General features: G+C 38.4%; 25 protein-coding genes. All 25 read left to right on the top strand.

Annotated elements, in window-relative coordinates; translation table 11 throughout:
- Window positions 1-192 precede the first annotated feature (192 nt).
- The 25 genes from ftsY to dprA all read left to right on the top strand — a co-directional run bounded on the left by ftsY (window position 193) and on the right by dprA (window position 25,613).
- Window positions 193-1,182 (top strand): signal recognition particle-docking protein FtsY, encoded by a 990-nt coding sequence (gene ftsY / locus V7149_RS17925; RefSeq protein ID WP_335346971.1) that lies wholly within the window; start codon window positions 193-195, stop codon window positions 1,180-1,182.
- Between the two features lie 159 nt (window positions 1,183-1,341).
- Complete coding sequence (locus V7149_RS17930; RefSeq protein WP_335346972.1) at window positions 1,342-3,723, top strand: hypothetical protein; 2,382 nt, start codon at window positions 1,342-1,344, stop codon at window positions 3,721-3,723.
- On the top strand, window positions 3,720-4,655 hold the full coding sequence (locus V7149_RS17935) for an ABC transporter ATP-binding protein (protein ID WP_335346973.1): 936 nt from the start codon (window positions 3,720-3,722) through the stop codon (window positions 4,653-4,655). Before V7149_RS17930 ends, V7149_RS17935 begins: the two co-directional genes overlap by 4 nt.
- Window positions 4,652-5,497 (top strand): ABC transporter permease, encoded by an 846-nt coding sequence (locus V7149_RS17940; protein WP_335346974.1) that lies wholly within the window; start codon window positions 4,652-4,654, stop codon window positions 5,495-5,497. The genes V7149_RS17935 and V7149_RS17940 overlap by 4 nt, the downstream gene beginning before the upstream one ends.
- Window positions 5,498-5,517: 20 nt before the next feature.
- Window positions 5,518-7,080 carry a hypothetical protein gene (locus V7149_RS17945; protein WP_335346975.1) on the top strand — a complete coding sequence of 521 codons (1,563 nt, stop codon included), beginning with the start codon at window positions 5,518-5,520 and terminating at the stop codon, window positions 7,078-7,080.
- 5 nt (window positions 7,081-7,085) lie between these two features.
- The gene (locus V7149_RS17950) at window positions 7,086-8,090 is read left to right on the top strand and encodes an AAA family ATPase (RefSeq protein WP_335346976.1); all 1,005 of its coding nucleotides are present in this window, start codon (window positions 7,086-7,088) and stop codon (window positions 8,088-8,090) included.
- Window positions 8,090-8,956 carry a DUF58 domain-containing protein gene (locus V7149_RS17955; protein WP_335346977.1) on the top strand — a complete coding sequence of 289 codons (867 nt, stop codon included), beginning with the start codon at window positions 8,090-8,092 and terminating at the stop codon, window positions 8,954-8,956. The genes V7149_RS17950 and V7149_RS17955 overlap by 1 nt, the downstream gene beginning before the upstream one ends.
- 9 nt (window positions 8,957-8,965) lie before the next feature.
- A complete protein-coding gene (locus V7149_RS17960) occupies window positions 8,966-10,732 on the top strand; it encodes a vWA domain-containing protein (RefSeq protein WP_335346978.1) in 1,767 nt (588 codons plus the stop codon).
- Window positions 10,716-13,484 carry a VWA domain-containing protein gene (locus V7149_RS17965; protein ID WP_335346979.1) on the top strand — a complete coding sequence of 923 codons (2,769 nt, stop codon included), beginning with the start codon at window positions 10,716-10,718 and terminating at the stop codon, window positions 13,482-13,484. The genes V7149_RS17960 and V7149_RS17965 overlap by 17 nt, the downstream gene beginning before the upstream one ends.
- Window positions 13,485-13,621: 137 nt before the next feature.
- Window positions 13,622-13,954: a putative DNA-binding protein gene (locus tag V7149_RS17970; RefSeq protein WP_335346980.1), complete on the top strand. Its 333-nt coding sequence runs from the start codon at window positions 13,622-13,624 to the stop codon at window positions 13,952-13,954.
- An 11-nt stretch (window positions 13,955-13,965) separates the two neighbouring features.
- Window positions 13,966-15,318, top strand: a complete 1,353-nt coding sequence (ffh, locus tag V7149_RS17975; protein WP_335346981.1) for a signal recognition particle protein — start codon at window positions 13,966-13,968, stop codon at window positions 15,316-15,318.
- Window positions 15,319-15,426: 108 nt separating this feature from the next.
- Window positions 15,427-15,699 (top strand): 30S ribosomal protein S16, encoded by a 273-nt coding sequence (gene rpsP / locus V7149_RS17980; protein WP_335346982.1) that lies wholly within the window; start codon window positions 15,427-15,429, stop codon window positions 15,697-15,699.
- 11 nt (window positions 15,700-15,710) lie between these two features.
- Window positions 15,711-15,941: a KH domain-containing protein gene (locus tag V7149_RS17985; protein WP_066289126.1), complete on the top strand. Its 231-nt coding sequence runs from the start codon at window positions 15,711-15,713 to the stop codon at window positions 15,939-15,941.
- Between the two features lie 173 nt (window positions 15,942-16,114).
- Window positions 16,115-16,501, top strand: coding sequence for a YlqD family protein (locus tag V7149_RS17990; protein WP_335346983.1), 387 nt, complete (start codon window positions 16,115-16,117; stop codon window positions 16,499-16,501).
- 12 nt (window positions 16,502-16,513) lie between these two features.
- Complete coding sequence (gene rimM / locus V7149_RS17995) at window positions 16,514-17,032, top strand: ribosome maturation factor RimM (protein ID WP_335346984.1); 519 nt, start codon at window positions 16,514-16,516, stop codon at window positions 17,030-17,032.
- A complete protein-coding gene (gene trmD, locus V7149_RS18000) occupies window positions 17,029-17,769 on the top strand; it encodes a tRNA (guanosine(37)-N1)-methyltransferase TrmD (protein WP_335346985.1) in 741 nt (246 codons plus the stop codon). Before rimM ends, trmD begins: the two co-directional genes overlap by 4 nt.
- 142 nt (window positions 17,770-17,911) lie before the next feature.
- A complete protein-coding gene (gene rplS, locus V7149_RS18005) occupies window positions 17,912-18,256 on the top strand; it encodes a 50S ribosomal protein L19 (RefSeq protein ID WP_335346994.1) in 345 nt (114 codons plus the stop codon).
- 199 nt (window positions 18,257-18,455) lie between these two features.
- Complete coding sequence (gene lepB / locus V7149_RS18010; RefSeq protein ID WP_335346986.1) at window positions 18,456-19,007, top strand: signal peptidase I; 552 nt, start codon at window positions 18,456-18,458, stop codon at window positions 19,005-19,007.
- Between the two features lie 32 nt (window positions 19,008-19,039).
- Window positions 19,040-19,918: a ribosome biogenesis GTPase YlqF gene (ylqF, locus tag V7149_RS18015; RefSeq protein WP_335346987.1), complete on the top strand. Its 879-nt coding sequence runs from the start codon at window positions 19,040-19,042 to the stop codon at window positions 19,916-19,918.
- Between the two features lie 101 nt (window positions 19,919-20,019).
- Entirely contained in the window at window positions 20,020-20,799 is a 780-nt protein-coding gene (locus tag V7149_RS18020; protein WP_335346988.1) for a ribonuclease HII, read from the top strand.
- Window positions 20,800-20,811: 12 nt separating this feature from the next.
- The gene (locus V7149_RS18025) at window positions 20,812-22,125 is read left to right on the top strand and encodes a hypothetical protein (RefSeq protein ID WP_335346989.1); all 1,314 of its coding nucleotides are present in this window, start codon (window positions 20,812-20,814) and stop codon (window positions 22,123-22,125) included.
- A complete protein-coding gene (locus V7149_RS18030) occupies window positions 22,122-22,412 on the top strand; it encodes an EscU/YscU/HrcU family type III secretion system export apparatus switch protein (protein ID WP_335346990.1) in 291 nt (96 codons plus the stop codon). The genes V7149_RS18025 and V7149_RS18030 overlap by 4 nt, the downstream gene beginning before the upstream one ends.
- Before the next feature lie 99 nt (window positions 22,413-22,511).
- Window positions 22,512-23,672: an ADP-forming succinate--CoA ligase subunit beta gene (gene sucC, locus V7149_RS18035; protein WP_335346991.1), complete on the top strand. Its 1,161-nt coding sequence runs from the start codon at window positions 22,512-22,514 to the stop codon at window positions 23,670-23,672.
- Between the two features lie 71 nt (window positions 23,673-23,743).
- Window positions 23,744-24,646 carry a succinate--CoA ligase subunit alpha gene (gene sucD, locus V7149_RS18040; RefSeq protein ID WP_335346992.1) on the top strand — a complete coding sequence of 301 codons (903 nt, stop codon included), beginning with the start codon at window positions 23,744-23,746 and terminating at the stop codon, window positions 24,644-24,646.
- Window positions 24,647-24,740: 94 nt separating this feature from the next.
- On the top strand, window positions 24,741-25,613 hold the full coding sequence (dprA, locus tag V7149_RS18045) for a DNA-processing protein DprA (RefSeq protein ID WP_335346993.1): 873 nt from the start codon (window positions 24,741-24,743) through the stop codon (window positions 25,611-25,613).
- Window positions 25,614-25,698 lie beyond the last annotated feature (85 nt).

The raw sequence follows: 25,698 nt of genomic DNA on the forward strand, positions 1-25,698 counted from the left end.
CGTGGCGTTCTTAGTCTGTGTTCTTATAATCGGGCCTTTATGGGCTGTTGATCCCCTACTAGGAAATTTTTGTTTTACTCAATTTTTTGTAGTGGGGGTCTTTCAGCACGTTAATCTGCGATAATGATGGAAGCTGGCCTTTTCGGTCGGCTCCAAGTACATATGATTCCATATTAAAGGAAGTGAACCTTAATGAGCTTTTTCAAAAAGTTAAAAGAAAAAATAACAAAACAAACAGATAGTGTTACAGAAAAGTTTAAAGATGGATTGGCAAAAACGAGAGACAATTTTTCAAATAAAGTAAACGATCTTGTTTCTCGATATCGAAAAGTCGATGAGGATTTCTTTGAGGAGTTAGAGGAAATCCTCATTCAAGCGGATGTTGGCTTTGATACCGTAATGAAGCTTGTGGAAGAGTTAAAATCAGAAGTGAAAAGGAAAAACATTCAAGATCCAAAAGAAGTTCAAAGTGTGATTTCTGAGAAATTAGTTGAAATTTATGATGCCGGCGGAAAGTCTTCATCCGAGCTTAATATCCAATCCGATTCGCTAACCGTTATCCTTTTTGTTGGGGTTAACGGAGTTGGGAAAACAACAACTATTGGTAAGCTTGCACATAAATTCAAAACTGAAGGTAATAAGGTGATATTAGCAGCAGGAGATACCTTCAGAGCGGGAGCGATTGAACAGCTTGAGGTTTGGGGAGAAAGAGTCGGTGTTGAAGTCATTAAGCAGGCTGAAGGTTCAGATCCCGCCGCTGTTATGTTTGATGCGATTCAAGCAGCAAAATCCCGAAATGCGGATATATTAATTTGTGATACAGCAGGTAGGCTTCAAAATAAAGTCAACCTGATGAAAGAGCTTGAAAAGGTTAAGCGGGTGATTGAACGCGAGGTTCCTGGTGCACCGCATGAGGTTCTTCTAGTCCTTGATGCTACTACTGGCCAAAATGCAATGATTCAAGCAAAAACCTTTAAGGAAGCAACAAATGTTAGCGGAATTGTTCTTACTAAGCTTGATGGAACAGCAAAAGGCGGAATCGTACTTGCTATTAGAAATGAACTCGATATCCCTGTTAAATTTGTTGGTCTCGGAGAAAAAATGGATGACCTCCAGGAATTTAATGCAGAGCAATATGTGTATGGGCTTTTTGCGGAGTTAGTGGAACAAGAAGCTGATTAATTGAAAATAAACGTAAAAACAGCCGAACATTGTATCGGCTGTTTTTTTTTATATTTCTGCGCTGCAATCATTATATTTAGCTATTTTAATAAAGAATGAAAACTTTCACCGTTATTTTTCGTCTATTAATATGGACATTAATTGCTGGGGGAGATTTAGATGCACAAAGGAATTAAATTAGCCATTGGATTTATAGTAAGCTTTTTCTTGACGATTGGCTCTTTTCTGCCAACTGTTCAAGCAGATGCTGAAAATATAACGATTACTATAGATGAAGGCTTAAACGGGAAGGTAAAAATGGGAAAAGGCTTTCCGCTATCTATTAAACTTGAAAACAAAGGTGAGGAATTTATTGGAGACTTACTGATTAATTTTAATCCTTCATGGAACACAGGAGGCGTTCTTTCCATTCATGTAGATTTGCCTGCAAATAGCACGAAAACATATGAAGCCTCCCTGCCGGGTTTAACGGATGATCACTCTTCCTATCAAAATCTTCCTGCCATTCAACTGTACAAAGGAGAATGGCAAAAGGGAAAAACGATTAAATTTAATGGGGACGAAAAGATAAAACCAAAATATATAGATATGAATGAAAATGTAATCGGTGTGTTAAGTGAGAACTATGACAGGTTAAAGGAATTAAGAATTCTTCCTTTTACACAAACACAGATGATTGAGCTCAAGAAGGAACAAATGCCTATGCAGTCATTAGGACTTGAGATGCTTGATTTCTTGCTCATTGATGAATATCCTCTGACACAATTGGACATAGAGCAGCAAACGGCCATTAAGGAATGGATTGAAGGGGGAGGTATTCTAATTGCAGGCGCTTCTCCTAATGGAAGTCAATCTTATGGTGATATATATTCCTTGCTTCCGATGAAAATGGACAATGAAGTGAAGATTTCTACTAATTTCCTAAAGCTTGTCGATCATGAAAAAAATCCAAACTTTAAAGAGTTGAATGTTTTTACTGGATCAGTAGAAAAAACAGCCGACATTATTGATCAGAGTGATTCAATTCCAATAACTGCCAAAACTAAAGTTGGAGATGGCACTATTTTACAGACAGGTTTTTCTCTTGGTGATGAACCTTTATCCTCATGGAAGGGTTATAGTACTTGGTTTGCAAAGTTCTTGAATGAAGCTGAAAAAACGAATATGTTTTCAGGCAGATATGGCCCAGATTTTTATGGCTCACTATATTGGGAATTTGTAGAGGCAAATGAGTTTTTCCCTGCCAGCCATTTTTCAATCGTTCAGCTTATTGCTTTATTAGGTGGATATATCATCGTCATTGTGCCCCTATTATATTTTGTTTTGCGGAAAATGGATAAAAGGGAGCATTCATGGTGGATTATTCCTACATTAGCTTTATTTATGGCTGCTATTGTGTTTGGAATAGGCGCAAAAGACCGGATTGCGAAGCCGCAACTCAATCAAATGGGCGTTTACAGAGTATCGGATAAACAATTAACAGGATTACAAGCAGCAACACTATTATCGAATAAAAGCGGGGAATATACCCTTTCAATTCCAAAAGATTTTAATGCTGTTACAAGTACACAGAATATGAATGGCTATGATGCTGCGAGGATTGCGGTGTTTGAGGAAAAACGCAAAACTACTGATATCGTCTTCCCGGAAGTAGGCTACTGGTCATCTAAAACTCTGTATGGCAAAGCAAGCAAGAAAACAGAGGGCAGCTTTACTACAGATCTGAAACTTAAAAATAGTCAGTTGACAGGGACGATTCACAACGGTTTTGACTATGATTTCGAGGAAATTTTTATTTGGTCAGGAAATGAAAAGATTGGCTTAGGTGCATTGAAGAAGGGTGAGTCATTACAGGTTGATAAACAAATAAAACAGGCGCTTCTAACAAAGCCTGCTGGTGCTGGAGGCCCTAACTATTCCTATCAAAATACAGATATCAATAAAATGAGAAGAGAAAGATTACAATATGTTGCCTCGAACGTTATTTTAATAAATGGAACTGAAAATGAACCGATTATTGGCGGATTTACGAAAGATGCTATTCTAGATGTTAATATGGTGGGCAAAAAAGAAAAACAGGATAATACAAATCTTATTGTACAATCGTTTCATGCTGAACATGAGTTCTCGGGAGCAGTCACGATTAAAAACGAGATGCTAAGTTCCCATGTTAATGTACTTAAAGGACATATTTTTGAAAGAATGATCAATGGATCTAATCGGGAAATGGCTATGGATGATGGAGAGTATGAGTATATTGTTCAGTTGCCAAAACAATTAGTAGATAGAGGCATAAAGTTAAATGAAATGGCTATAAAAACGAATAGTCAACTGATTCAGTATTCCGTATTCAATTATAACACTGGAGAATGGCTTCCAATTGAAGCGGATAAACGAAGTCTCACTCTTTCTGATGAAAACAATCTTCAGCAATTTATTTCAAAGGAAGGCGAAATAAAGTTATTGCTCATAAAAAATGCAAAAGGTGATCCACATGTTCAATTACCGGCGATCACTATTAAAGGGGATGTGACACCGTGATTGAAATTATCGACCTAACAAAACGATACGGAAATTTTACAGCGCTTAATTCACTTAATCTGCAAATTGATAAAGGCTCTGTTTTCGGATTTGTCGGGCAGAATGGCGCTGGAAAGTCAACAACCTTTTCGATTTTAGCTACTTTGCTTGCCCCGAGTTCAGGGACAGCTTATATAAACGGGTATAACGTTCAAAAAGAACCGAAGATGGTTAGAAGACAGCTAGGGTATATGCCAGATTTCTTTGGTGTTTATGATCAGCTCAAGACAATAGAATATTTACATTTCTATGGTGCAAGCTATGGGATTCCTTTGCAAGAAAGAGAAAAGCTTATTCCTCAATTGCTAGATCTTGTCAATTTATCTCATAAGCAGGACTCCTATGTTGACGTACTGTCCAGAGGGATGAAGCAGCGATTATGTTTGGCCAGAAGCTTAATCCATGACCCTGAAGTGTTGATCCTAGATGAACCTGCCTCTGGACTGGATCCAAGAGCACGTGTGGAAATGCGAGAAATATTAAAGGAATTAAAGAGCATGGGAAAAACAATATTAATTTCTTCACATATTCTGCCAGAGCTTGCTGAAATGTGCGATACGATTGGAATTATTGATCAAGGTCAGCTTGTTGCTGAAGGATCAGTTTCGGACATTCAAGCGAAGTTAAAAGGAGAGAAACTGATTATTGTTAAGACATATCAGGATCTCGATAAAGCGGCAGCCTTTTTTGAAGATGATCCAAATGTGACAAAATTAAATAAAGGAGAGGAGGAAAACTCCCTGCAATTTATATACAAAGGCTCAGCCCTTGAGCAAACGGAATTACTGAAAAAGGCTATCATAAACAACATAGCAATAACAAGCTTTTCGGAAATTGAGACGAACCTAGAAGATGTATTTATGGAAATTACTAAGGGAGTAGAACTGTCATGAAGAATTTTGTTATCAACCCTGTTCTGAATAAGGAATTTAAGCTTCGTTTCCGATCTTTTAAAAGCTTTATTGGCATTCTCTTCTATTTGCTGGCACTTGGATTAATCATTGTCGGATTTGTGTTTATTGAGTCATTATCGAACTCACATGGGTTTTTCAAGCCAGACCAAAGCAGGACGATATTCATCATGCTCTCTTTTCTTCAGCTCGCTTTAGTTCTGTTTATAACTCCAGGGCTAACAGCAGGGGTTATTAGCAGTGAGCGCGAGAGACAGACATTGAATATCATGCTGACAACGACACAAAGCTCAGCCAGCATTATCCTTAGCAAGCTTATATCGTCCATTTCTTACTTGCTTTTATTAATTATTGCGGGACTTCCGCTTTACAGCTTCGTTTTTCTGTTCGGAGGAATTTCCCCTGGACAGGTGTTCATTACGATTTCCTTTTATATTTTCACGATGATTGCTTTTGGCAGTGTAGGTGTACTATTATCAACACTTATTAGGAAAACGATTGTTTCGATGGTGACCGCTTATGGTGTTACATTATTTTTAGCAGGCGGAACTGCATTTTTGGCGCTTGTATTTATGCAATTCGCTAATCGCTATGGATACACTGGAACACCGTCAACAAGCCCATTAGCTTATTTTGCGGCGATGCTAAATCCGCCAATCATTCTGCTAAGTACTTTTGAGCCTGAAATTTCAAGGGAAATTACGAATACAACAGGGATTAAATTCCCTTTATGGATCTCTTATTTACTATCGTATACAGTCATCATTATCGGTGCTGTTTTCATTAGTATTAAAAAACTGCGTCCTAATATGAAAAAGGGATGAACAGATAAGGAATGAAACCAATGGAGGATCGCAAACAATTTGAAAAACTGTTGAGGCCCATACAGAAACAGCTACTCGTTCAGTTAATCATAAAGGAGGTTCAGCTTCTGCTTGTATTTGCAGGAGCTCTGTCCCTTTTTCTGCTAGTGCTGGCAAGATTTATTGTTATTCCTTTTGTTAACTATTATTTCCTTTCTATTATGCTTACACTTTTTATCATTTTTATCATTCGTATTTGGAGAAAACGTCCAAAAAAATACGAAGCCGCCATCATTTATAACCATTTTGTACAAGATGATCGGGTTTTGACAGCATACAGCTTCTTAAAAACACAAGGAGTCATTGCTGCCCTTCAGTTATCTGATGCTGTTAAGCACATGAAGAACACAAGTGAAATGGTTTATAAGAGAAAAAAACATTTTTTTTATCCTAAATGGCTGTTTTTAAGTCTCGCATTCACAGCAGCAGCTATATTTCTATTTGTTTCTCCGAATGAAAACATTAATCTGGCAAAGCAGAAGGAGAAGGAAATCAAGCTTGTAGCAGAGGCTGAAAAAAAACTAAAGGAAGAAATCAAAAAGGAAAAAGATCCAGAAGTGAAAAAAGCTCTACAGGAAGCAGCAGATAAAATGGCAGAAAAGAAATCTGCAGAGGAAGCATTAAAAGAGCTAGCTAAACAGAAAAAGGAATTAGAATTAAAGGCTCTGAAAGAAAAAGAAAAACAAATGGCACTTGAAAACTGGAAGAATGAATTAAAAAATAATGGATTGTCGGATTTAGAAAAGCTCCTAAATGAAAAAAACTTAAAAGCCATTGAAAAGGAATTGGCTAAGTTAAATGAAAAATGGAATGGCCTTACAGAAGAACAGAAGATGGCCTTTAATCAATTAGCCGAAAATGATCGCCAGCTCACTGAAGAGGAACTTGCTAAATTAATGGAACAGATTGAAAGTGCACTTAATTCTGAGGAATTTCTAGCCCAGCTAGCCGCTGCACAGCAGGCTTTACAAAAAACAGGATTAGCGATGCAAAATCAAATGGCTTCAAATGGGATTCCTCCCGGTGAGCTTGCCTTCGCCCCTTCAGGTCAACCTAGTACTGGAGCTAATCCTTCAGGAAGTCAGCCAAGTGGACAAAGTAGCAATGGACAGCAGCCTGGCCAAAACCCTCAAGGACCGTCTGGCGGAAACAGTTCAGGGAGTGGACAGGGTAATGGAGCAGGAAGCGGTTCAGGAAATGGCAGCGGTTCTGGCTCTGGCGGTTCTGGTTCAGGAAGTGGCAGCGGTTCTGGCGGTTTGGGAGCTGGCAAAGGGCAAGGCTCTCGTGAGTTGCTTACAATCCCTGATCATTTAGACGGTCAGACAAATATCGAAACAGATAAAGGCGGTCTTGGAGAAGGGAGCCCGGTCGAGCAAACAGAAGGTTCTGGACCAGTCCTAAAAGGGTCTATCAAACCTTATGACGAGGTATTTAAAACATATGAACATGCATACCGGCAAAGTACGGACCGGTACAAACTACCAGCCGATTTAGAGGAAATCGTTAAAAATTACTTTACAAATATAGATCCAAACAAGGAGTGACAAAAATGACTTCAACAACAGAAAAGGAACAGCAATTTACCTTTGCTGCCGAAACAATCTCAAAAGTCAAAGATGAAATCCAATCATTTATTGTCGGCCAAAATGAGGTAATAGATCAAGTACTATGGAGCATATTAGCTGGTGGCCATGTGCTATTAGAAGGGCTTCCTGGATTAGGAAAAACAATGCTGATCAAAACGATATCTGAATGCATGGATCTGCAATTTTCCCGTATTCAATTTACACCAGATATTATGCCATCCGATATTACAGGAACGATGCTTCTTCAGCCAGATGAAGCAGGAAGACAAAATTTTGTTTTTCATAAAGGACCATTATTTGCAAATATAGTTTTGGCTGATGAAATTAACAGAGCCACCCCAAAAACACAAAGTGCCCTGCTGGAAGCGATGGGGGAAAAAACCGTTACCATTATGGGTGAAACAAAACGTATGGAAAACCCGTTTTTCGTATTGGCAACGCAAAATCCAATTGATATGGAAGGGACTTATCCTTTGCCGGAGGCTCAAACTGATCGTTTTACTTGTAAAGTGCAAGTTCATTATCCGTCTAAAGAGGAGCTTAAAGAAATTGTTTTACGAACGACAGGAACGGAAACTGTCCAATTTGAAAAAATGGCTAAAGTACAGGATGTCATAGTACTTCAGCAGCTGACTAAAGAGGTATTAGTTTCAGAAGACATTATTGATTATGCTGTAAATATAATTTCAGCTACACACTCCGATTCCGAGGAAGCACCAGAATTAGTAAAGCAATTCGTTCAGTATGGAAGCGGGCCACGTGGTCTTCAAAGCTTAATTAGCCTAGCTAAAGCAAGAGCCATTTCCTTAGGAAGATATCATGTTTCTATTGGTGATATTAAGCATGTGGCTAAGCCAGTATTAAGACATCGCCTCATTTTAAACTTCGAAGGGGAGGCAAATGGCATGACGGCTGATGAGATTATCGAACATATACTAGATAATCTTGGACAGGGAGCAAGAGGATAATGAACAATCAGCATGCGCTCATTAGTAAATTACAGAAAAAGAGATTAATGGTTAAGACGAAAAAGCGAGGCTTCCATAAAGGCTCAAGACAATCTAGCAAGTTTGGGTCTTCTTTAGAATTCTCGGATTTTAGGGCATATCAGCCTGGTGACGATGTTCGTCAAATTGATTGGAATGTCTACGGAAGAACACAAAAGCATTATATTAAAAGGTATCTAGACGAACAGGAACTGTCTATTGCTATTTATCTTGATGCAACCTCCTCAATGAGAAAAATAAGTAAAAAATGGGAACTAGCTAAGTATTTAGGAGCAGCACTAAGTTTTATTGTGTTAAATAGTGAAGACAGACTGTTTTTTACTCCTGTTTCATCAAGAGGCATCCATCCTGTTAAGAGGAAGGGGGCTGTCTATAGCAGGCGAACGTTTTTAGAAATTCTCCAGCTGGATGAAGCCGAAAGGACCGGAGAGTTTATTAAGAACTTGAATAAATCAATTGTAAAAACGCAGCAGCTTTCAATTATTATTACGGACGGTCTAGAGCCTTTAAACGAAATAGAAAATTTGCTGAAAAAATTAGCAGCCTATAAGCAAGAAGTCTGGTTTATACAAGTACTTAGCAGTGAAGAAATTTCTCCTCGATTTTCAGGGGATATGAAATTAATTGATGTTGAAACAGATTCAATTGTGAATGTCAGCATGAGTCCGTCCATCATAGTAGAATACGAAAAACGAATCCAAGAGCATAATCGAAATTTAGAAGGTTTATGCCGGAAATTTGGCGGACAGTATGTACTCGCAAGTGATAACCGGGATATACAATCCATATTATTTCATGATTTTTCCGGGAAAGGGTTAATCAACTGAGGTGAAGCTATGCAATTTTTAAATCCGTGGTTTTTTCTATTAAGTGTTTTTATAGCTGCCGTCATATTATTTTATTTTTTCCGGAAGCAATATGTGGAGAAATCTGTTTCCTCTAACTTTCTTTGGGAACAAGTTTTAAATGAGTGGCAAGCATCTCCTTGGCTTAAGAAGCTTCAGCAAAACTTATTATTTTGGCTCCAGCTGTTAGCCCTTCTACTGTTAATGTTTTCACTTGTCCGACCGTTTTGGTTTGAGAACGTTATAAAGGGGGATCATGTCATCATGATTATTGATTCTTCAGCCTCTATGTCAGCTAAATTTGAAAAAAGCAGCCGCTTTGATATAGCAAAGCAGAAAATGCTTAATTTAGTAGAAAAGCTTGAAGGGCAGGAGGTCACCTTGATAAAAGCGGGGAAAAAGCCGGAAATTCTTTTAAGCCATGAAAGGAATGCTGCTGTCATAAAAAAGCTAGTCAATAGCTTGCAATTGACCTATGAGCATGAGCAGATGGATAAAGCAATGAACCTAGCAGCCTCGCTTTCTACTGAAAAGGATACGTCCATCCATATTTTTTCAGACGGAGTTACGAAGTCAAATGTTGAAGAGGCTATGAAGGATCAATATGTTGAGGTTCATAATATCGGGGAGGATGTCAACAATGCTTCACTTGTTTCATTTGGGGTTGCACCTGTTGATGGACATATTACTGGTGTTGCTTTAATTGAAAATCAATCAAATGAAAAGACGGAAATTGATTTTATAGTGAAAAGTGAAGGAGATGAGCTTTTCGAACAAAAGTTTACTATCGAAGGGGAGCAGCAATATGTCGTGCAGATTCCTTCCCTGCCTGAGAAGCCATATTACGAAGCAATGATCTTAACTCAAGATGGATATGAAGCGGATAATTTCTCAACCTCAATTTATACAGAAAGTAATCCAAAGGTATATACAGTAGGAGAGGTAAACCCATTTGCAATAAAAGGTTTTCAAACAATCGGGGCGGAGCTGCTGCAAACAAGTACAGGTAATGCTGACCATGTCCAAGGAATCCTCTTGTCGGAAGGCACCGAGTTGCCAAAACAACTCGAACAGCCAATAATTTTTTTCAATACAAACAATGACAAAATAAAGCTGTCTGAACCGTTGGCAGCGAAAGATGATCGGCTGCTTCAATATGTTGATTATGGAAAAATATATATTGATGCAGCATCGAAGGAATTACAGGGTGATTGGGAAACGATTTTAAGAAGCGGCAATCTGCCATTAATCCAAAGGGGACAAGTAAATGGCTACCCCATCATCATCGTAAACTTTTCATTATCGGATTCTGATTGGCCACTTCAGCCAAGCTTTCCAATTTTTCTATATAACGCATACGAGTGGCTTTCGAAGCAGACAGACTTTCTAGGTTACTTTGGACCAGGTGAGGAAAAATGGTTGAACATTAGTCAAGGAAATCACAGCATCGAAATTTTCAATAACGAAGATAAGAATTTATTTTCTTTGGATTTATCGAAGGAAAGCTTTAAAGCACCTATTGAGCCAGGCACCTATCAGGCTGTTTCAGGAAATAAAATATTCTATTTTTCAGTCCTGCTTGACGATCGGGAGAAACATCCAATGACGGAGCTAGCTTTTCATTTCAATGAGCAGCAAGCTCAAGAGAATGGGAAAAGGGAAAACCCGAATGATAAACTTTGGTTTTGGCTTGCCTTGATAGCTTTATGTTTTATTGCTTTAGAATGGGAGGTATTCAGGCGTGGGCATAGAGTTTAATTATCCCATTCTATTTTTGCTGCTAATTCCTGCAGTATTGGCAGTCTATCTATACCTTAAGCATAAAAATCAAATTCATTCCAAGGAATCCTATTGGATAGCAAGTATTAGACTGACTATATTTGCTCTATTAATTTTTGCCTTAACGGTCCCGCAAATATTACTTCCAGCAAAGGGCGAAACGGTTGTTTTTCTAGCTGACCGTTCTGCAAGTGTCAGCCAATCTGACCACCAGCTTCTTGAATGGATTGAAAAGAGTGTCATGGATAAGCAACAGGATGATTCTTTCGCTGTAGTCACTTTTGGTGAAAATGTTTCACTGGAACAAAATACTGGAATCAGAAAGAATCCGGTTCAGCAATTTAATAGCGAGATCGATGATGGTGAAACAAATATAGAAGCTGGAATGCAGTTTGCAGCATCATTAATTCCTCCTAATTCCAGCGGCAGAATCGTGCTGCTATCGGATGGAAATGAGACGATAGGGAACAGTGAGGAGGCGGCTAATCTTCTTAAAAATCGCAATATTGAACTTGATTATGTTCTGTTAAAAAATCATGTCGGGGAAGATATGTCATTATCTGAGATAAATGTTCCTCCTTCACTGTATAAAGGTGAGGAGGCACTAGTTTCCTTTATCATTGATAGCAACGCTGATAAAAATGCCGTCATTCGGCTCTCAGTAAATAATCAAGAAATTCTCAAAGAGATCGTTCATGTGAAGGAAGGAAAGAATGTCTATACTTTTACTCACAAAGCGGATACATCGGGACTTACAGTATATAAGGGTGAGATTGCTGCCGAAAACGATACTTTTATAGAAAATAATATGATGCATTCTGTTACAAACGTTAAAGGGACACCTAAAATATTAATTGTTCAAGGAAAAGATGGCGGCAGTTTAGAAGCTATTTTAAGTAATTCTGGAGTAGAGGCTGAAACTATTTCGCCGGAAAAACTTCCGACTTCACTATCAAGCTATCTTCAGTACCAAGCTATTATTTTCAATAACGTACCAGCAACCGTCATTACAGAGAGCCAGATGAATATGATTGAGAAAGCAGTAAAGGAATTTGGTACTGGCTTTGTGATGGCAGGAGGGGAGGAAAGCTTTGGTCTAGGAGGGTACTTTAAAACACCTATCGAAAAGCTTTTGCCTGTAGATATGGATCTTAAAGGGAAACAAGAGATGCCTTCTCTCGGTCTGATGATTGTAATGGATCGGTCTGGAAGTATGGCAGGATCAAAGCTTGAACTCGCAAAAGAAGCAGCGGCAAGATCTGTAGAATTATTGCGGGAAGAGGATACCCTTGGCTTTATTGCTTTTGATGACCGTCCTTGGGTAATTGTTGAAACAAAGCCCTTAAAAGATAAGAAAAAAGCGGCCGATCAAATTCGATCTGTTACACCAGGCGGCGGAACTGAAATTTATTCTTCTTTGGAGCTCGCTTTTCAGGAGCTAGAGGATCTGAGGCTGCAGCGAAAGCATATTATCCTGCTGACGGATGGTCAAGCGCCCGGGGGTGATTATGAGGGATTAATTGAAAGGGGAAAGGAAAAAAATATTACCCTGTCAACAGTAGCGTTAGGAAGCGATGCTGATCGAGGTCTCCTAGAGGATTTAGCCAATATGGGATCTGGCCGTTTCTATGATGTGACAGATTCTTCGGTGATCCCAAGCATTCTCTCACGTGAAACTGTCATGGCAACTAGAACATATATTGAGGACAATCCTTTTTTTCCTAGTATCCAGCCCTTTCCTGACTGGTCAAAATTATTTCAGGATGGGGTTCCGAATATGAACGCATACATTGCCACAACATCAAAGGGCCGAGCACAGGTGCCTATTTTAAGTGAAAAGGAAGATCCGATCGTTGCGGAATGGCAATATGGTATGGGGTATACGATTGCCTTTACATCTGATTTTTCAGGAAAATGGTCAGGTGACTGGGCTCGCTGGGAAAACTGGCCGCTATTTATTAATCAGCTTGTGACAAAGACTCTTCCTCAGTATGAAAGCGAGCCATATCGAATTCAATTTTCTAAGGAAGATGGCAATCCGATTCTAACATTAGAATCAGCAACAAACCAGACTTTGCCAATTGAAGCTTCTCTCGTTTCAGAGAGCGGGGAAGTCCTTAATACGAATACAAAGCTTGTGGCTCCAGGAAAATACGAGCTTTCTATGCCAAATTCGTCAGGTATGTTTTTTCTAAGTGTAAAGCAAACAAATCAAGACGGATCAATTCATACTTATCAAACTGGATTCACTGTTCCATATTCAGATGAGTATTTAATCAATGGTCCGAATGAAGCCCTTCTTACGGAATTAGCTAAAAAGACCGGGGGAAAAGCTTTAGTGACCGAAAAGGAAACCTTTAGGCCCCTATTGTCCAAAAAATATGAGAAGCAGCCAATAAGTCAATGGTTAATTCTAGCTGCCTTTTTGCTATTTTTTATCGATATCGCAATCAGACGATTTGGGTTAATTACTATATTCAGTCACAATAGAAAAACGAAATTGGAAAAACGGGGAAGCAGTTTGGATAGTAAAGAAAAAATAAAACAGGCATTTCCTATTAAGGAGGAGCCCACTGTTAATATTGAAGAAAAATCGGTGAAGAACCCGCAAACAAATGATAAAATGAAACAAATTAGGACGAAGAAAGTACAAAAAGAGGTTCAAGCTTCAGCAGAAGAACGTGCTGAAAGAATGAAGAGGCTGCTTGAAGCAAAAAAACGGAAGAATTAAAGATTATGGCTATTAAGACAATATTTACAAGTTTACTTTTGACTAATTCGGAATGTAAAGATAATTTCTTGACATATTTAAATGTCCTAGGTAAACTATGTTTGTAAAGGCTTTTCACTTAACAAGGGGGAGTAGGGATGTTAGAAAAGACAACGAGAATGAATTATCTTTATGATTTTTATCAATCGTTGTTGACTCCTAAGCAACGAAGCTATATGTCCCTTTATTACCTGGATGATTTTTCGCTTGGAGAGATTGCAGAGGAGTATGATGTCAGTCGTCAAGCAGTTTACGACAATATTAAACGCACCGAAGCAATGCTTGAAGAGTATGAAGAAAAGCTGTTATTATTTCAAAAATTTCAAGAGCGAAGTAAGCTGATTGCAAGCATGAAGGATATTCTTAAAGAAAATCCCGAGTTTCAAAAGGTAATGGATTCAATGATTGCTGAGCTTGAGAAATTAGATTAGGAGGCGGCAACATGGCATTTGAAGGATTAGCCGACCGACTGCAGAATACAATCCAGAAGATCCGCGGCAAAGGGAAAGTAAATGAAGCGGATGTAAAAGAAATGATGCGAGATGTTCGTCTTGCATTATTAGAAGCAGACGTTAACTTTAAGGTCGTCAAAGAATTTGTCAAAAAAGTAAGTGAACGGGCTGTCGGGCAAGAAGTGTTAAAGAGCTTAACACCAGGGCAGCAGGTTGTTAAAGTCGTTAAAGAAGAATTGACTCTGTTAATGGGTGGCGAGCAAAGCAAAATTGCTGTCTCTAACCGTCCGCCGACTGTCATTATGATGGTTGGTTTACAAGGGGCAGGTAAAACCACTACAACTGGTAAGCTTGCGAACTTGCTTCGTAAGAAGTACAACCGAAACCCATTGCTGGTTGCAGCTGATATTTATCGTCCAGCTGCTATTAAGCAGCTCGAAACTCTTGGGAAACAGCTAAGTATGCCTGTTTTTTCATTAGGAGACAAGGTGAGCCCTGTCGAAATAGCTAAGCAAGCCATTGCAAAGGCAAAGGAAGATCATCATGATTATGTCTTGATTGACACGGCGGGACGATTACATGTTGATGAAGCGTTGATGGATGAGCTTAAGCAAATTAAAGAGTTGTCTAAACCAGATGAGATCTTCCTAGTCGTTGATGCAATGACAGGTCAAGACGCTGTTAATGTAGCGCAAAGCTTTAATGAGCTGCTTGGATTAACTGGTGTCGTACTGACAAAGCTTGATGGTGATACTCGTGGAGGAGCTGCTCTATCTATTCGCTCCGTCACGAATACTCCTATTAAATTTGTTGGTTTAGGTGAGAAATTGGATGCGCTTGAGCCATTCCATCCTGAAAGAATGGCATCAAGAATTTTAGGCATGGGTGATGTTCTTACTCTTATTGAAAAAGCCCAGGCGAACGTTGATGAAGAAAAAGCGAAAGAAATGCAGCAAAAAATGCGCACAGCTTCCTTAACGTTTGATGACTTTTTAGAGCAATTAAGCCAGGTTCGCAGTATGGGGCCATTGGATGAATTGCTGAAAATGCTTCCTGGAGCCAGCAAAATGAAAGGCTTAGATAAGCTTCAGGTTGATGAAAAGCAAATTTCACAGGTTGAAGCCATTATTAGATCGATGACAAAGGATGAGAAAATTCATCCAGAAACGATTAATGCAAGCCGTCGGAAGCGAATAGCAAAGGGAAGCGGTACAACTGTACCTGAAGTAAACCGTTTGCTGAAGCAATTTGAAGATATGAAGAAAATGATGAAGCAAATGTCAGGAATGCAGCAAAAAGGGAAGAAAAAGGGCGGATTTAAACTTCCATTTAATCCTTTTTAATCAAAATGAAACTTTTTCTTATGCTGTAAAGAAAAAACCCTTTACAAACTTATTGAATATCTGATAATATACTATCTTGTGTGAAACTATTCGGAGGTGCTTTAAATTATGGCAGTAAAAATTCGTTTAAAACGTATGGGAGCAAAGAAATCTCCTTTCTATCGTATCGTTGTAGCTGATTCTCGTTCACCACGTGATGGACGTTTCATTGAAACAGTAGGAACTTACAATCCAGTTACTGAGCCAGCTATCGTTGATATTAATGAAGAGCTTGCTCTTAAATGGCTTCAAACTGGTGCAAAACCATCTGACACTGTTCGTAACTTATTCTCTAAGCAAGGCATTATGGAGAAATTCCATAACGCTAAAAACGGCAAGTAATTTCTAATAAGATGAAAGAGCTTATCGAAACGATTGTTAAGCCCCTTGTTGATTTTCCGGACGAAGTGCATGTGAATGTACTTGAAGAAGACAACCGCGTAACCTATCAGCTTTCTGTCAACAAGAATGACATGGGGAAAGTAATTGGGAAGCAAGGGCGCGTTGCGAAAGCAATACGAACTGTTGTTTATGCAGCAGGATCATCACAGCAGAAAAAGGTTTTTCTAGAAATCAGTGAATAATGCTTCTCTAAGCGCTATAACTGAAACATACGAAAGTATTGGCAGATTTTATGCCATGCTTAATTAGCAAAAAGGAGGGGTCCCTTTAGGTCCCCTCCTTTTTGCCAATTACATGATTCTTCAGTCACTTATTCAGAACTAATGCACGATTAAAGCCTTAGGAGGCATTAAAGATGAAAATCATTCAATCTGTCGTGGTTAAACAAGTTCTTACCGAAAATAGTAAAAGTGAACTATTAAATAAATATCACTCTAACAAGCTGCAGTTCCAAAAAGAATGCGATCAGCTTCGATTCGAGATGAAAAAACAAGAAAAGTCTAAAAAATTCAATGCAGCCAATTTAAAGAAGCAATTTGAGAAAGAAATTCAAACGCGCAAGGAAAAGATTAAGCTTCTCGATTTTCAAATTGAACAATTACATATACTACCACTAGGAAGCGAACTTAAAGAAAAAGAAGTCAATGCCATTATTGATATTGAAATTGGAGATCGCTGGGAAGATATTCAAAGCGGAAAAACAATCATTATTAAAGACGGAATCGTTCAGGACATACGTTAGAGGTGAAGGCAATTGGAAAAATGGTTTAATGTTGGAAAAATAGTGAACACCCATGGCATTAGAGGAGAAGTGAGAATCATTTCAAAGACTGATTTTGCAGATGAAAGATATAAGTCTGGGAATCGATTATTTTTATTTATGCCTCAATCTAAGAGCCCTCTTGAATTAACCGTTAAATCGCATCGAACACATAAAAACTTCGATTTAGTTACCTTTGATGGCTACAACAATATTAATCAAGTTGAAAACATGAAAGGTGGAATTTTAAAGGTTCCAGAGAGCCAGCTTGGTGCTTTAGATGAGGATGAATTTTATTACCATGAAATTATCGGCTGCATCGTAACCACGATAGATGGCGAAGAAATTGGGAAAATCAGTGAAGTTCTCTCGCCAGGAGCAAATGATGTATGGGTAATAAAAGGCAAAGGCGGCAAGGAAATTCTAATTCCATATATTGAATCGGTTGTAAAAGAGGTTAATGTGAATGCAAAGATGGTCATAATTGATCCAATTGAAGGACTGCTATCATGATGAAAATCGATGTTCTAACACTTTTTCCCGAAATGTTTAATGGAGTCTTTGGCCATTCTATTTTAAAAAAAGCAGCAGAAAATAATGCTGTTGAATATAATGTCGTTAACTTTAGGGAGTATGCTGATAATAAGCATCAAACCGTAGATGACTATCCTTATGGCGGCGGTGCAGGAATGGTGTTAAAGCCACAGCCGATTTTTGATGCTGTTGCAGATTTACGTGAGAAAGGCAAATCCAATCCAAGAGTCATCCTTCTCTGTCCGCAAGGGGAAAGATACACTCAGAAAAAGGCAGAAGAGCTCGCAGGGTTGGATCATCTTATTTTTGTTTGCGGCCATTACGAAGGTTATGATGAGAGGATTCGTGAGCATGTGGTGACGGATGAAATATCCATCGGTGATTTTGTCCTAACTGGTGGGGAACTCGGAGCTATGGTAGTTATTGACAGTGTAGTTCGTCTCCTTCCTGGTGTCCTTGGAAATGAGGAATCCCACCGCAAGGATTCTTTTAGTACAGGCCTTCTTGAGCATCCGCATTATACCCGGCCTGCTGACTTCAGAGGAATGAAAGTGCCAGATATTTTAATTTCAGGCAATCATCGCTTAATTGATGAATGGAGAACGAAGGAATCATTAAGAAGAACATTCACTCGCAGGCCAGATTTATTAGAACATATTCATTTAACTGATGTGCAAAAAAAATGGCTGGAAGAAATAAAAAATGAACAGAAATAACATTGAAGTTGGACCTTATTTATGATAGAATACTCTTTGTGACTTAGGCTGGACTATTTCAGTTTTTTGTCCTATAAAGATGTTCCGCTGCAATGTAGAAGAAAAGATGTGCATGAGCGTCTGTTGGAAGGAGTTGAAAACGATGCATAAATTAATCGAAGAAATCACAAAAGAACAACTTCGTTCTGATGTTCCTGCGTTCCGTCCTGGTGATACTGTACGTGTACACGTAAGTATTGTTGAGGGAACTCGTGAGCGTATTCAGGTTTACGAAGGAGTCGTGATTAAGCGTCGTGGTGGTGGAATTAGCGAAACTTTCACAGTTCGTAAGATCTCTTACGGTGTAGGCGTAGAGCGTACATTCCCTGTTCACACACCAAAGATTGCGAAGCTTGAAGTTCTTCGCCGCGGTAAAGTACGCCGTGCGAAACTTTACTACCTACGTAACCTACGTGGTAAAAAAGCTCGTATTAAAGAAATCCGATAATCTAAGAAAAAGGAAGGAGCTTGTAACTACAAGCTCCTTTTTCTTAGCTTATAATATTACATAATTGTTAAATAATAATGACATAGGGTCCAAAGTGTGAATGTTGATAAGGATTTTTGTACAATAAAAATGTGGGTACAAAAGTGCCCTCAGTTGATAGGACAGCCTATAGATTTTTACTGAGATTGGTGGGGAAATAATGACAAAGAAGAAAAATGAATTATGGGAATGGTCTAAAGCGTTAGTAATTGCAGTTTTATTAGCGGCCATTATTCGATACTTTTTATTCGCTCCTATAGTGGTAGATGGATTATCTATGATGCCAACCTTGCATGATCAAGATCGGATGATTGTAAATAAATTTAGCTATAAGGTTGGAAAGCCAGACCGTTTTGATATTATTGTTTTTCATGCACCGGAAAATAAAGACTACATTAAGAGGGTAATTGGGCTGCCGGGAGATCGCATTGAATACAAGGATGATGTTCTTTATGTTAACGGAAAACCGTATAATGAACCTTATTTAGATGAGTATAAGCAACAAATCATTGACGGACCACTAACAGAACCATTTACGCTTCAAGAAAAGATTGGCCAAGAGACGGTTCCAGAAGGCCATCTGTTTGTTATGGGAGATAACCGTAGATACAGCAAGGACAGCCGTCATATTGGGACAGTGCCAATGGAAAAGGTATTAGGCAATACAGGTATTATTTATTGGCCAATAGAAGACATTCGAATTGTAAAATAATCTGCAATTCAATTTTGAAAGAGGTATAAGTTATGACGATTCAATGGTTTCCGGGACATATGGCAAAAGCCCGCAGACAAGTTACAGAAAAACTAAAGCTAGTCGATATTATTTTTGAATTGGTAGATGCCAGAATCCCATACTCTTCTCGTAATCCGATGATTGATGAGATTATTCAGCATAAGCCGCGGATTGTCCTTTTAAACAAGGCTGATATGGCCGACAAAGAAGTGACAAAGCAATGGATCAAACATTTTCAGGACGAAGGAACGAGAGCACTTGCCATTAATTCGCAGGCAGGACAAGGCATGAAGGAAATCGTGGCCGCCTCTCAAGATATTCTGAAAGAAAAATTTGACCGAATGAAGGCAAAAGGGGTAAAACCGAGGGCTATTCGTGCCATGATTGTAGGGATCCCTAATGCTGGAAAATCAACTTTAATTAATAGGCTGGCGAAAAAGAATATTGCAAAAACTGGCAACACACCAGGAGTTACTAAGGCCCAGCAGTGGATAAAGGTCGGGAAGGAATTAGAGCTCTTAGATACACCAGGAATTCTATGGCCTAAATTCGAAGATCAACAAGTCGGTTTAAAGCTGGCTCTTACAGGAGCCATTAAGGATACGATATTAAACTTACAGGATATTGCTATTTATGCATTAAGATTTCTCGAGCAGAAATACCCTGATCGGCTGAAGGATCGTTATAAGCTAAATGAGATTCCTGAAGATATTGTAGAATTATTTAATGAAATAGGAAAACTTCGAGGCTGCTTAATGGCTGGCGGAGAAATTGACTATGATAAAGTAACTGAACTCGTTATTAGGGAGTTTCGAACCGAAAAGTGGGGATATATTTCCTTAGAGGAGCCTAAAGACTTGGCAGCAGAACAAACGGAAGAAAATGAATAAAAATTCCATAAATAACTCACGGCCCTTCCTTTAACAGAGAGGGCTTTAATATTTTCTGAAAAAGGCCGATACATAGATTATGGAAATAAAGGGGAATCAACATGGAGAAACTAAACATACGAGAGATAGAGAAACGGCTTGCAAATGAAAAGGATCTTCATAGCTCATTTGTGAAAATGCTCGAAAAGGATGAACGAAAAGGCGTACAACAGCTATTAAAAAAATGGCATAACAAAAAAGATAAAGAAGTTAAAGCCTATGAAAAATATGTTCAAATGACATACTATGAAAAAAAATATCGATCTGAAGGCTTTATTCAGATTGCTGGGGTTGACGAGGTAGGTCGAGGTCCTTTGGCTGGTCCTGTTATTGCAGCTGCCGTTATTCTACCGTCTGACTTCTATTTGCCTGGGCTTGATGATTCTAAGAAGCTATCAGAACAAAAACGGATTGAATATTATGAGAATATTATAGAATCGGCATTAGACTATCATGTGGGAATGATTAATTCGGAAGAAATTGACCGGATTAATATTTATGAAGCTTCGAAAAAAGCTATGCATGCGGCTATTTCAGGTTTGAAGGTTAAACCTGACTTTCTTCTTATAGATGCTGTTAAACTAAGTACACCGTATCCAGAGGAAGCAATTATTAAGGGGGACGGCAAAAGTATATCAATTGCAGCTGCCTCCATTATTGCCAAAGTGACTCGTGACCGATTAATGGTTGATTTAGGAAGGGAATATCCCGTTTACGGCTTTTCTACAAATATGGGATACGGGACAAAAGAACATTTATCAGCCATTCAAATGTTTGGTATCACTCCTCATCACCGAAAAAGCTTTGCACCAGTAAAGAATTATATAGGACAAGAGAAATAAGAAGGTGAAAATTTGCAGCCTCTAAATTTTGTTCAAACTCTATTAAATCAGAATCAATTAAGTGACAATCTTGCTTTAACTTTAAGGCCAGGGCAAATCGTTAGCGGTAAGGTCATGAAGTTATTTCCGAATCAGATTGCTGAGGTTTTAGTTGGGGCTAATAAAGTAATCGCCCAGCTCGAAGTTCCATTATCGGTTCATGAGCGACATTGGTTTCAAGTACAGTCAGGTGAAGGGAAAGTGCACCTGAAAGTGCTGGAGGGAAATGGCGGAAATGGAAATGTATCTGCTAGTGGAAATGTATTAAAAGAACTTGCTCTCTCAAATTCAAAAGAGAATACTGCCTTACTGGAATTCTTTCAAAATAAACAACTCCCAATAACGAAAGAAACGATGCATACAGCAACTGACTGGCTAAAAGACAAAACATTGCTGGACGGATTGAAGATTATTGATGCAGTTTTGTCAAAGCAGTTACCCTTTACAAAAAATGTGTTAAATTCCTTATACGCAATCCAAGAGGATGAACCCATTTCCTCATTGTTAGACAAACTTCAATCTATATTTAAAAAAGGTGAGTTATCCGATGCTTCCAAACGGCTGAGCTTAATTCTCGATCAGCTTCGTTTATCTGAAAGCAAAACCACGTCTTCATTATTTCATAGCAACGAGGTGTCACATACACAATTCATAAAGGATGAATTAAAGACCGCTATTAAAACGATAGGATTTTCATACGAAAATGAAATGATAAAGCTAATAAAAGACAATGAGCCATTCAATATTAATAAATTGGAGACTCTCAAACCGATTCTAATGCATCTATTAAGTGAGGAAGCAGCTGGTCCCGTTCAAAATACTGCCGAGAAACTATTAAACAAAATTACAGGGTATCAGGTACTCTCGCAGGAGGCTGGTCCCATCCAGCAATTAATCTTTCAAATACCATTGACCTTTTTGGATAAAAGGACAGATTTGACGATGCAATGGAGCGGAAGAAAAACCGAAAATGGTCAGATAGATCCTAATTTTTGCCGAGTTTTATTTTATTTAAATCTTGAAAATTTAAAGGAAACAATTGTCGATTTACATGTTCAAAATAGGGTCATTTCAATTTCCGTAGTAAATGATCGTGAAGATTTAAAAAACCTGGCTCAAATTTATATCCCGTATTTAAAGGAAAGATTACAAGACATTAAATATCACCTTTCCACTATTCATTTTGAAAAACCAATAGATAAAAAGAGCAATCATATTGAAAAGAAAAAAAACTTATCCGGCTTAAGGCTGCCAAATCAATATAACGGGGTTGATTTTCGGATATGAGAAAACAAAATAATGTGCATAGTAAAGAAGCTGTAGCATTGACTTACGATAAGAATGGTGTGGATGCGCCATATGTTTCCGCGAAGGGAAAAGGATTAATAGCAGAAAGTATACTTGCAAAAGCGAGTGAGCATGATATACCTGTCCAAGAAGACCCATCTTTGTTAGAACTTTTAGGAAAGCTTAATATTAACGAGCAAATTCCTGAGGAATTATATGAAGCAGTTGCTGAGGTTTTTGCATTTATCTATAAAGCTGATAAAGAGGCGGGAAAAAATAAAATTTAATAAAGATAATATTTTGTTAATAATGGTGGACAAGGAATGTGTCATTATATAAAATGGTATCGCAGTCTATTTTACGATTGACCAATTAGGAGGATGGAAATGAATATACATGAGTACCAAGGGAAAGAGGTCCTCAGACAATATGGGGTATCAGTTCCAAATGGGATCGTTGCTTTTACAGTTGAAGAAGCAGTGGAAGCCGCAAAGAAATTAGGTACAGAGGTTTGTGTAGTTAAAGCACAAATTCATGCAGGGGGACGCGGTAAAGCTGGCGGTGTAAAAGTCGCAAAAAATATAGATGAAGTTCGTACATATGCAAATGAAATTTTAGGGAAAACACTTGTTACTCATCAAACGGGTCCAGAGGGTAAAGAAGTTAAGCGCCTGCTTATTGAAGAAGGCTGTGACATAAAGAAAGAATACTATATTGGTTTAGTTTTAGACCGTGCAACTTCACGCGTTGTATTAATGGCTTCTGAAGAAGGCGGAACTGAAATCGAAGAAGTTGCTGAAAAAACACCAGAAAAAATCTTCAAAGAAGAAATTGATCCGGTTATCGGTTTAACAGCTTTCCAAGCTCGCCGTATTGCCTTTAACATCAATATTCCGAAAGAGCTTGTTAACCAAGCGGTTAAATTCATGATGGGGTTATATACAGCTTATATTGAAAAGGATTGTTCTATTGCTGAAATTAACCCATTAGTTGTTACTGGTGATGGAAAGGTAATGGCATTAGATGCAAAATTAAACTTTGACAGCAATGCGATTTACCGTCAAAAAGATATTTTAGAATATCGTGATCTTGATGAAGAGGATCCAAAGGAAATCGAAGCATCTAAATACGATCTAAGCTATATTTCATTAGATGGAAATATCGGCTGTATGGTAAACGGTGCTGGATTAGCAATGGCAACGATGGATATCATTAAGCATTATGGTGGAGATCCTGCTAACTTCCTTGATGTTGGCGGCGGTGCTACAGCAGAAAAGGTAACGGAAGCATTTAAAATCATCCTTTCTGATAAGAATGTTAAAGGTATTTTTGTTAATATCTTTGGCGGAATAATGAAATGTGATGTAATCGCAACAGGTGTAGTAGAGGCTGCAAAACAAGTAGGTTTACAAGTGCCTTTAGTTGTTCGCTTAGAAGGTACGAATGTGGATTTAGGTAAGAAAATTCTTGCTGAGTCTGACATTGATATTGTTGCAGCTGACTCTATGGCTGACGGCGCACAAAAAATCGTTTCATTAGTAGGGTAATGACCTAAACCATCTGAAAGCTATTAAGCTTTAAACAGCGGTGTACCTGAAAACCAGAAAGGGGAATAATCGTGAGTGTATTTATTAACAAAGATACAAAAGTTATGGTGCAAGGAATTACAGGTTCTACAGCACTATTTCATACAAAACAAATGTTAGAATACGGTACAAAAATTGTCGGAGGAACATCTCCTGGTAAAGGCGGTTCTGAAGTAGAAGGTGTACCAGTATTTAATACTGTTCAAGAAGCTGTTAAAGCTACTGGAGCAACGGCTTCAGTTATCTATGTTCCTGCTCCATTTGCTGCAGATGCAATCCTAGAAGCTGTTGACGCTGAGCTTGACCTTGCTATTTGTATAACAGAGCATATTCCTGTACTAGATATGGTGAAGGTTAAACGATATATGGAAGGCAAGAAAACTCGTCTAGTTGGTCCTAACTGTCCTGGAGTTATTACTGCTGATGAGTGCAAAATTGGAATTATGCCAGGCTATATCCATAAAAAAGGTCATGTGGGCGTTGTTTCACGTTCTGGAACATTAACATATGAAGCCGTTCATCAGTTAACTCAAGCAGGTATCGGTCAAACGACCGCGGTTGGTATTGGCGGAGACCCTGTTAACGGAACAAACTTCATCGATGTTCTGAAAGCTTTTAACGAAGACCCAGAAACTTATGCGGTTATCATGATCGGTGAAATCGGCGGAACAGCTGAAGAAGAAGCTGCAGAGTGGGTTAAAGCGAATATGACGAAACCTGTTGTCGGCTTTATCGGCGGACGTACTGCACCTCCAGGAAAGCGTATGGGACATGCTGGGGCTATCATTTCAGGCGGAAAAGGAACAGCTGACGAAAAGATCCGCGTCATGAATGAATGTGGAATTGAAGTTGCTGAGACCCCATCTGTAATGGGAGAAACATTAATTAAAGTCCTTAAAGAAAAAGGGCTTTATGAGAAGTGTAAAACACATTAATCCGCTAATGAAAATTAGCTAAAACTTCATGCAGACCCCCCTTTTTTAGGGGGGCTATTCTGCATGAGCAATATTTATGATTAGGAGGCTTCCAATGGACGATTTTAAATTTAGATTAATTCATTTACACCACTGCAGGGGGATAGGATGGAAAACCATATTAAATATTTTAAAGGCTGATCCAGAGCTTAAGCGGCTTTACAACCTTACTCTCCATGATCTTTTTCTCCAGAATACAAACACCACTACTGCTTCTACCATTCTTCATGATCTTCATTCAGATTTTATCCCTCAACAAATTAGCCAGTATCAATTAAATGGCATTAGCATGATTACAATATTTGATGATGAATACCCAGAATTATTAAAGGAAATTTATCAGCCCCCTTGGGTCCTCTATGGGAAAGGCGATCTATCATTACTGAAAAATCATTTGCATTTAGCAGTTGTTGGCTCAAGGCAGTATAATGACTATGGGGAAGATGCTATTCAAAGGTTCTTTCCTAAATTAATTGAAAATAAAATTGTGATTGTAAGCGGGCTGGCAGCGGGAATTGATAAGATAGCCCACGAAACTGCCATTCATTTAAAGGGAAAAACAATCGGTGTCATTGCGGGGGGATTGTACAACATTTATCCGCAGGAGAATAGAGAACTTTCTATTAAAATGATGAAAAACCAATTAATCCTTTCAGAGTATCCGCCTATTACGAGACCAATGAAATGGCAATTCCCTATGAGGAACAGAATCATTAGCGGGATTTGCAAAGGTACATTCGTTGTACAAGCTAAGAGTAAGAGCGGCTCATTAATTACGGCTAACTATGCAGTTCAGGAGGGAAGGGAAGTCTTTGCCCTTCCAGGGAATATCTTTAGTCCATATTCAGCTGGCACGAACGAGCTAATTCAACAAGGGGCAAAGCTTGTCAAATCTTCGGAAGATATAATAGAAGAATTAGTTTATTAAACAAATATGTATTTTTTGTTTGAAATTGTTGTATAATTCTAAAAAAAGAATATTTACTTTTATTAGAATAGAATTATTGAATTAT

The organism is Bacillus sp. JJ1503 (genome assembly GCF_036965125.1).
In the GTDB taxonomy this organism is placed as follows: domain Bacteria; phylum Bacillota; class Bacilli; order Bacillales; family Cytobacillaceae; genus Cytobacillus.

Excerpts from the sequence above, each read along its gene's own strand:
- ftsY (WP_335346971.1), top strand. The coding sequence starts at position 193 with ATGAGCTTTTTCAAAAAGTTAAAAGAAAAAATAACAAAACAAACAGAT.
- V7149_RS17930 (WP_335346972.1), top strand. The coding sequence starts at position 1,342 with ATGCACAAAGGAATTAAATTAGCCATTGGATTTATAGTAAGCTTTTTC.
- V7149_RS17940 (WP_335346974.1), top strand. The coding sequence starts at position 4,652 with ATGAAGAATTTTGTTATCAACCCTGTTCTGAATAAGGAATTTAAGCTT.
- V7149_RS17945 (WP_335346975.1), top strand. The coding sequence starts at position 5,518 with ATGGAGGATCGCAAACAATTTGAAAAACTGTTGAGGCCCATACAGAAA.
- V7149_RS17950 (WP_335346976.1), top strand. The coding sequence starts at position 7,086 with ATGACTTCAACAACAGAAAAGGAACAGCAATTTACCTTTGCTGCCGAA.
- V7149_RS17955 (WP_335346977.1), top strand. The coding sequence starts at position 8,090 with ATGAACAATCAGCATGCGCTCATTAGTAAATTACAGAAAAAGAGATTA.
- V7149_RS17960 (WP_335346978.1), top strand. The coding sequence starts at position 8,966 with ATGCAATTTTTAAATCCGTGGTTTTTTCTATTAAGTGTTTTTATAGCT.
- V7149_RS17970 (WP_335346980.1), top strand. The coding sequence starts at position 13,622 with ATGTTAGAAAAGACAACGAGAATGAATTATCTTTATGATTTTTATCAA.
- ffh (WP_335346981.1), top strand. The coding sequence starts at position 13,966 with ATGGCATTTGAAGGATTAGCCGACCGACTGCAGAATACAATCCAGAAG.
- rpsP (WP_335346982.1), top strand. The coding sequence starts at position 15,427 with ATGGCAGTAAAAATTCGTTTAAAACGTATGGGAGCAAAGAAATCTCCT.
- V7149_RS17985 (WP_066289126.1), top strand. The coding sequence starts at position 15,711 with ATGAAAGAGCTTATCGAAACGATTGTTAAGCCCCTTGTTGATTTTCCG.
- V7149_RS17990 (WP_335346983.1), top strand. The coding sequence starts at position 16,115 with ATGAAAATCATTCAATCTGTCGTGGTTAAACAAGTTCTTACCGAAAAT.
- trmD (WP_335346985.1), top strand. The coding sequence starts at position 17,029 with ATGATGAAAATCGATGTTCTAACACTTTTTCCCGAAATGTTTAATGGA.
- rplS (WP_335346994.1), top strand. The coding sequence starts at position 17,912 with ATGCATAAATTAATCGAAGAAATCACAAAAGAACAACTTCGTTCTGAT.
- lepB (WP_335346986.1), top strand. The coding sequence starts at position 18,456 with ATGACAAAGAAGAAAAATGAATTATGGGAATGGTCTAAAGCGTTAGTA.
- ylqF (WP_335346987.1), top strand. The coding sequence starts at position 19,040 with ATGACGATTCAATGGTTTCCGGGACATATGGCAAAAGCCCGCAGACAA.
- V7149_RS18020 (WP_335346988.1), top strand. The coding sequence starts at position 20,020 with ATGGAGAAACTAAACATACGAGAGATAGAGAAACGGCTTGCAAATGAA.
- V7149_RS18030 (WP_335346990.1), top strand. The coding sequence starts at position 22,122 with ATGAGAAAACAAAATAATGTGCATAGTAAAGAAGCTGTAGCATTGACT.
- sucC (WP_335346991.1), top strand. The coding sequence starts at position 22,512 with ATGAATATACATGAGTACCAAGGGAAAGAGGTCCTCAGACAATATGGG.
- dprA (WP_335346993.1), top strand. The coding sequence starts at position 24,741 with ATGGACGATTTTAAATTTAGATTAATTCATTTACACCACTGCAGGGGG.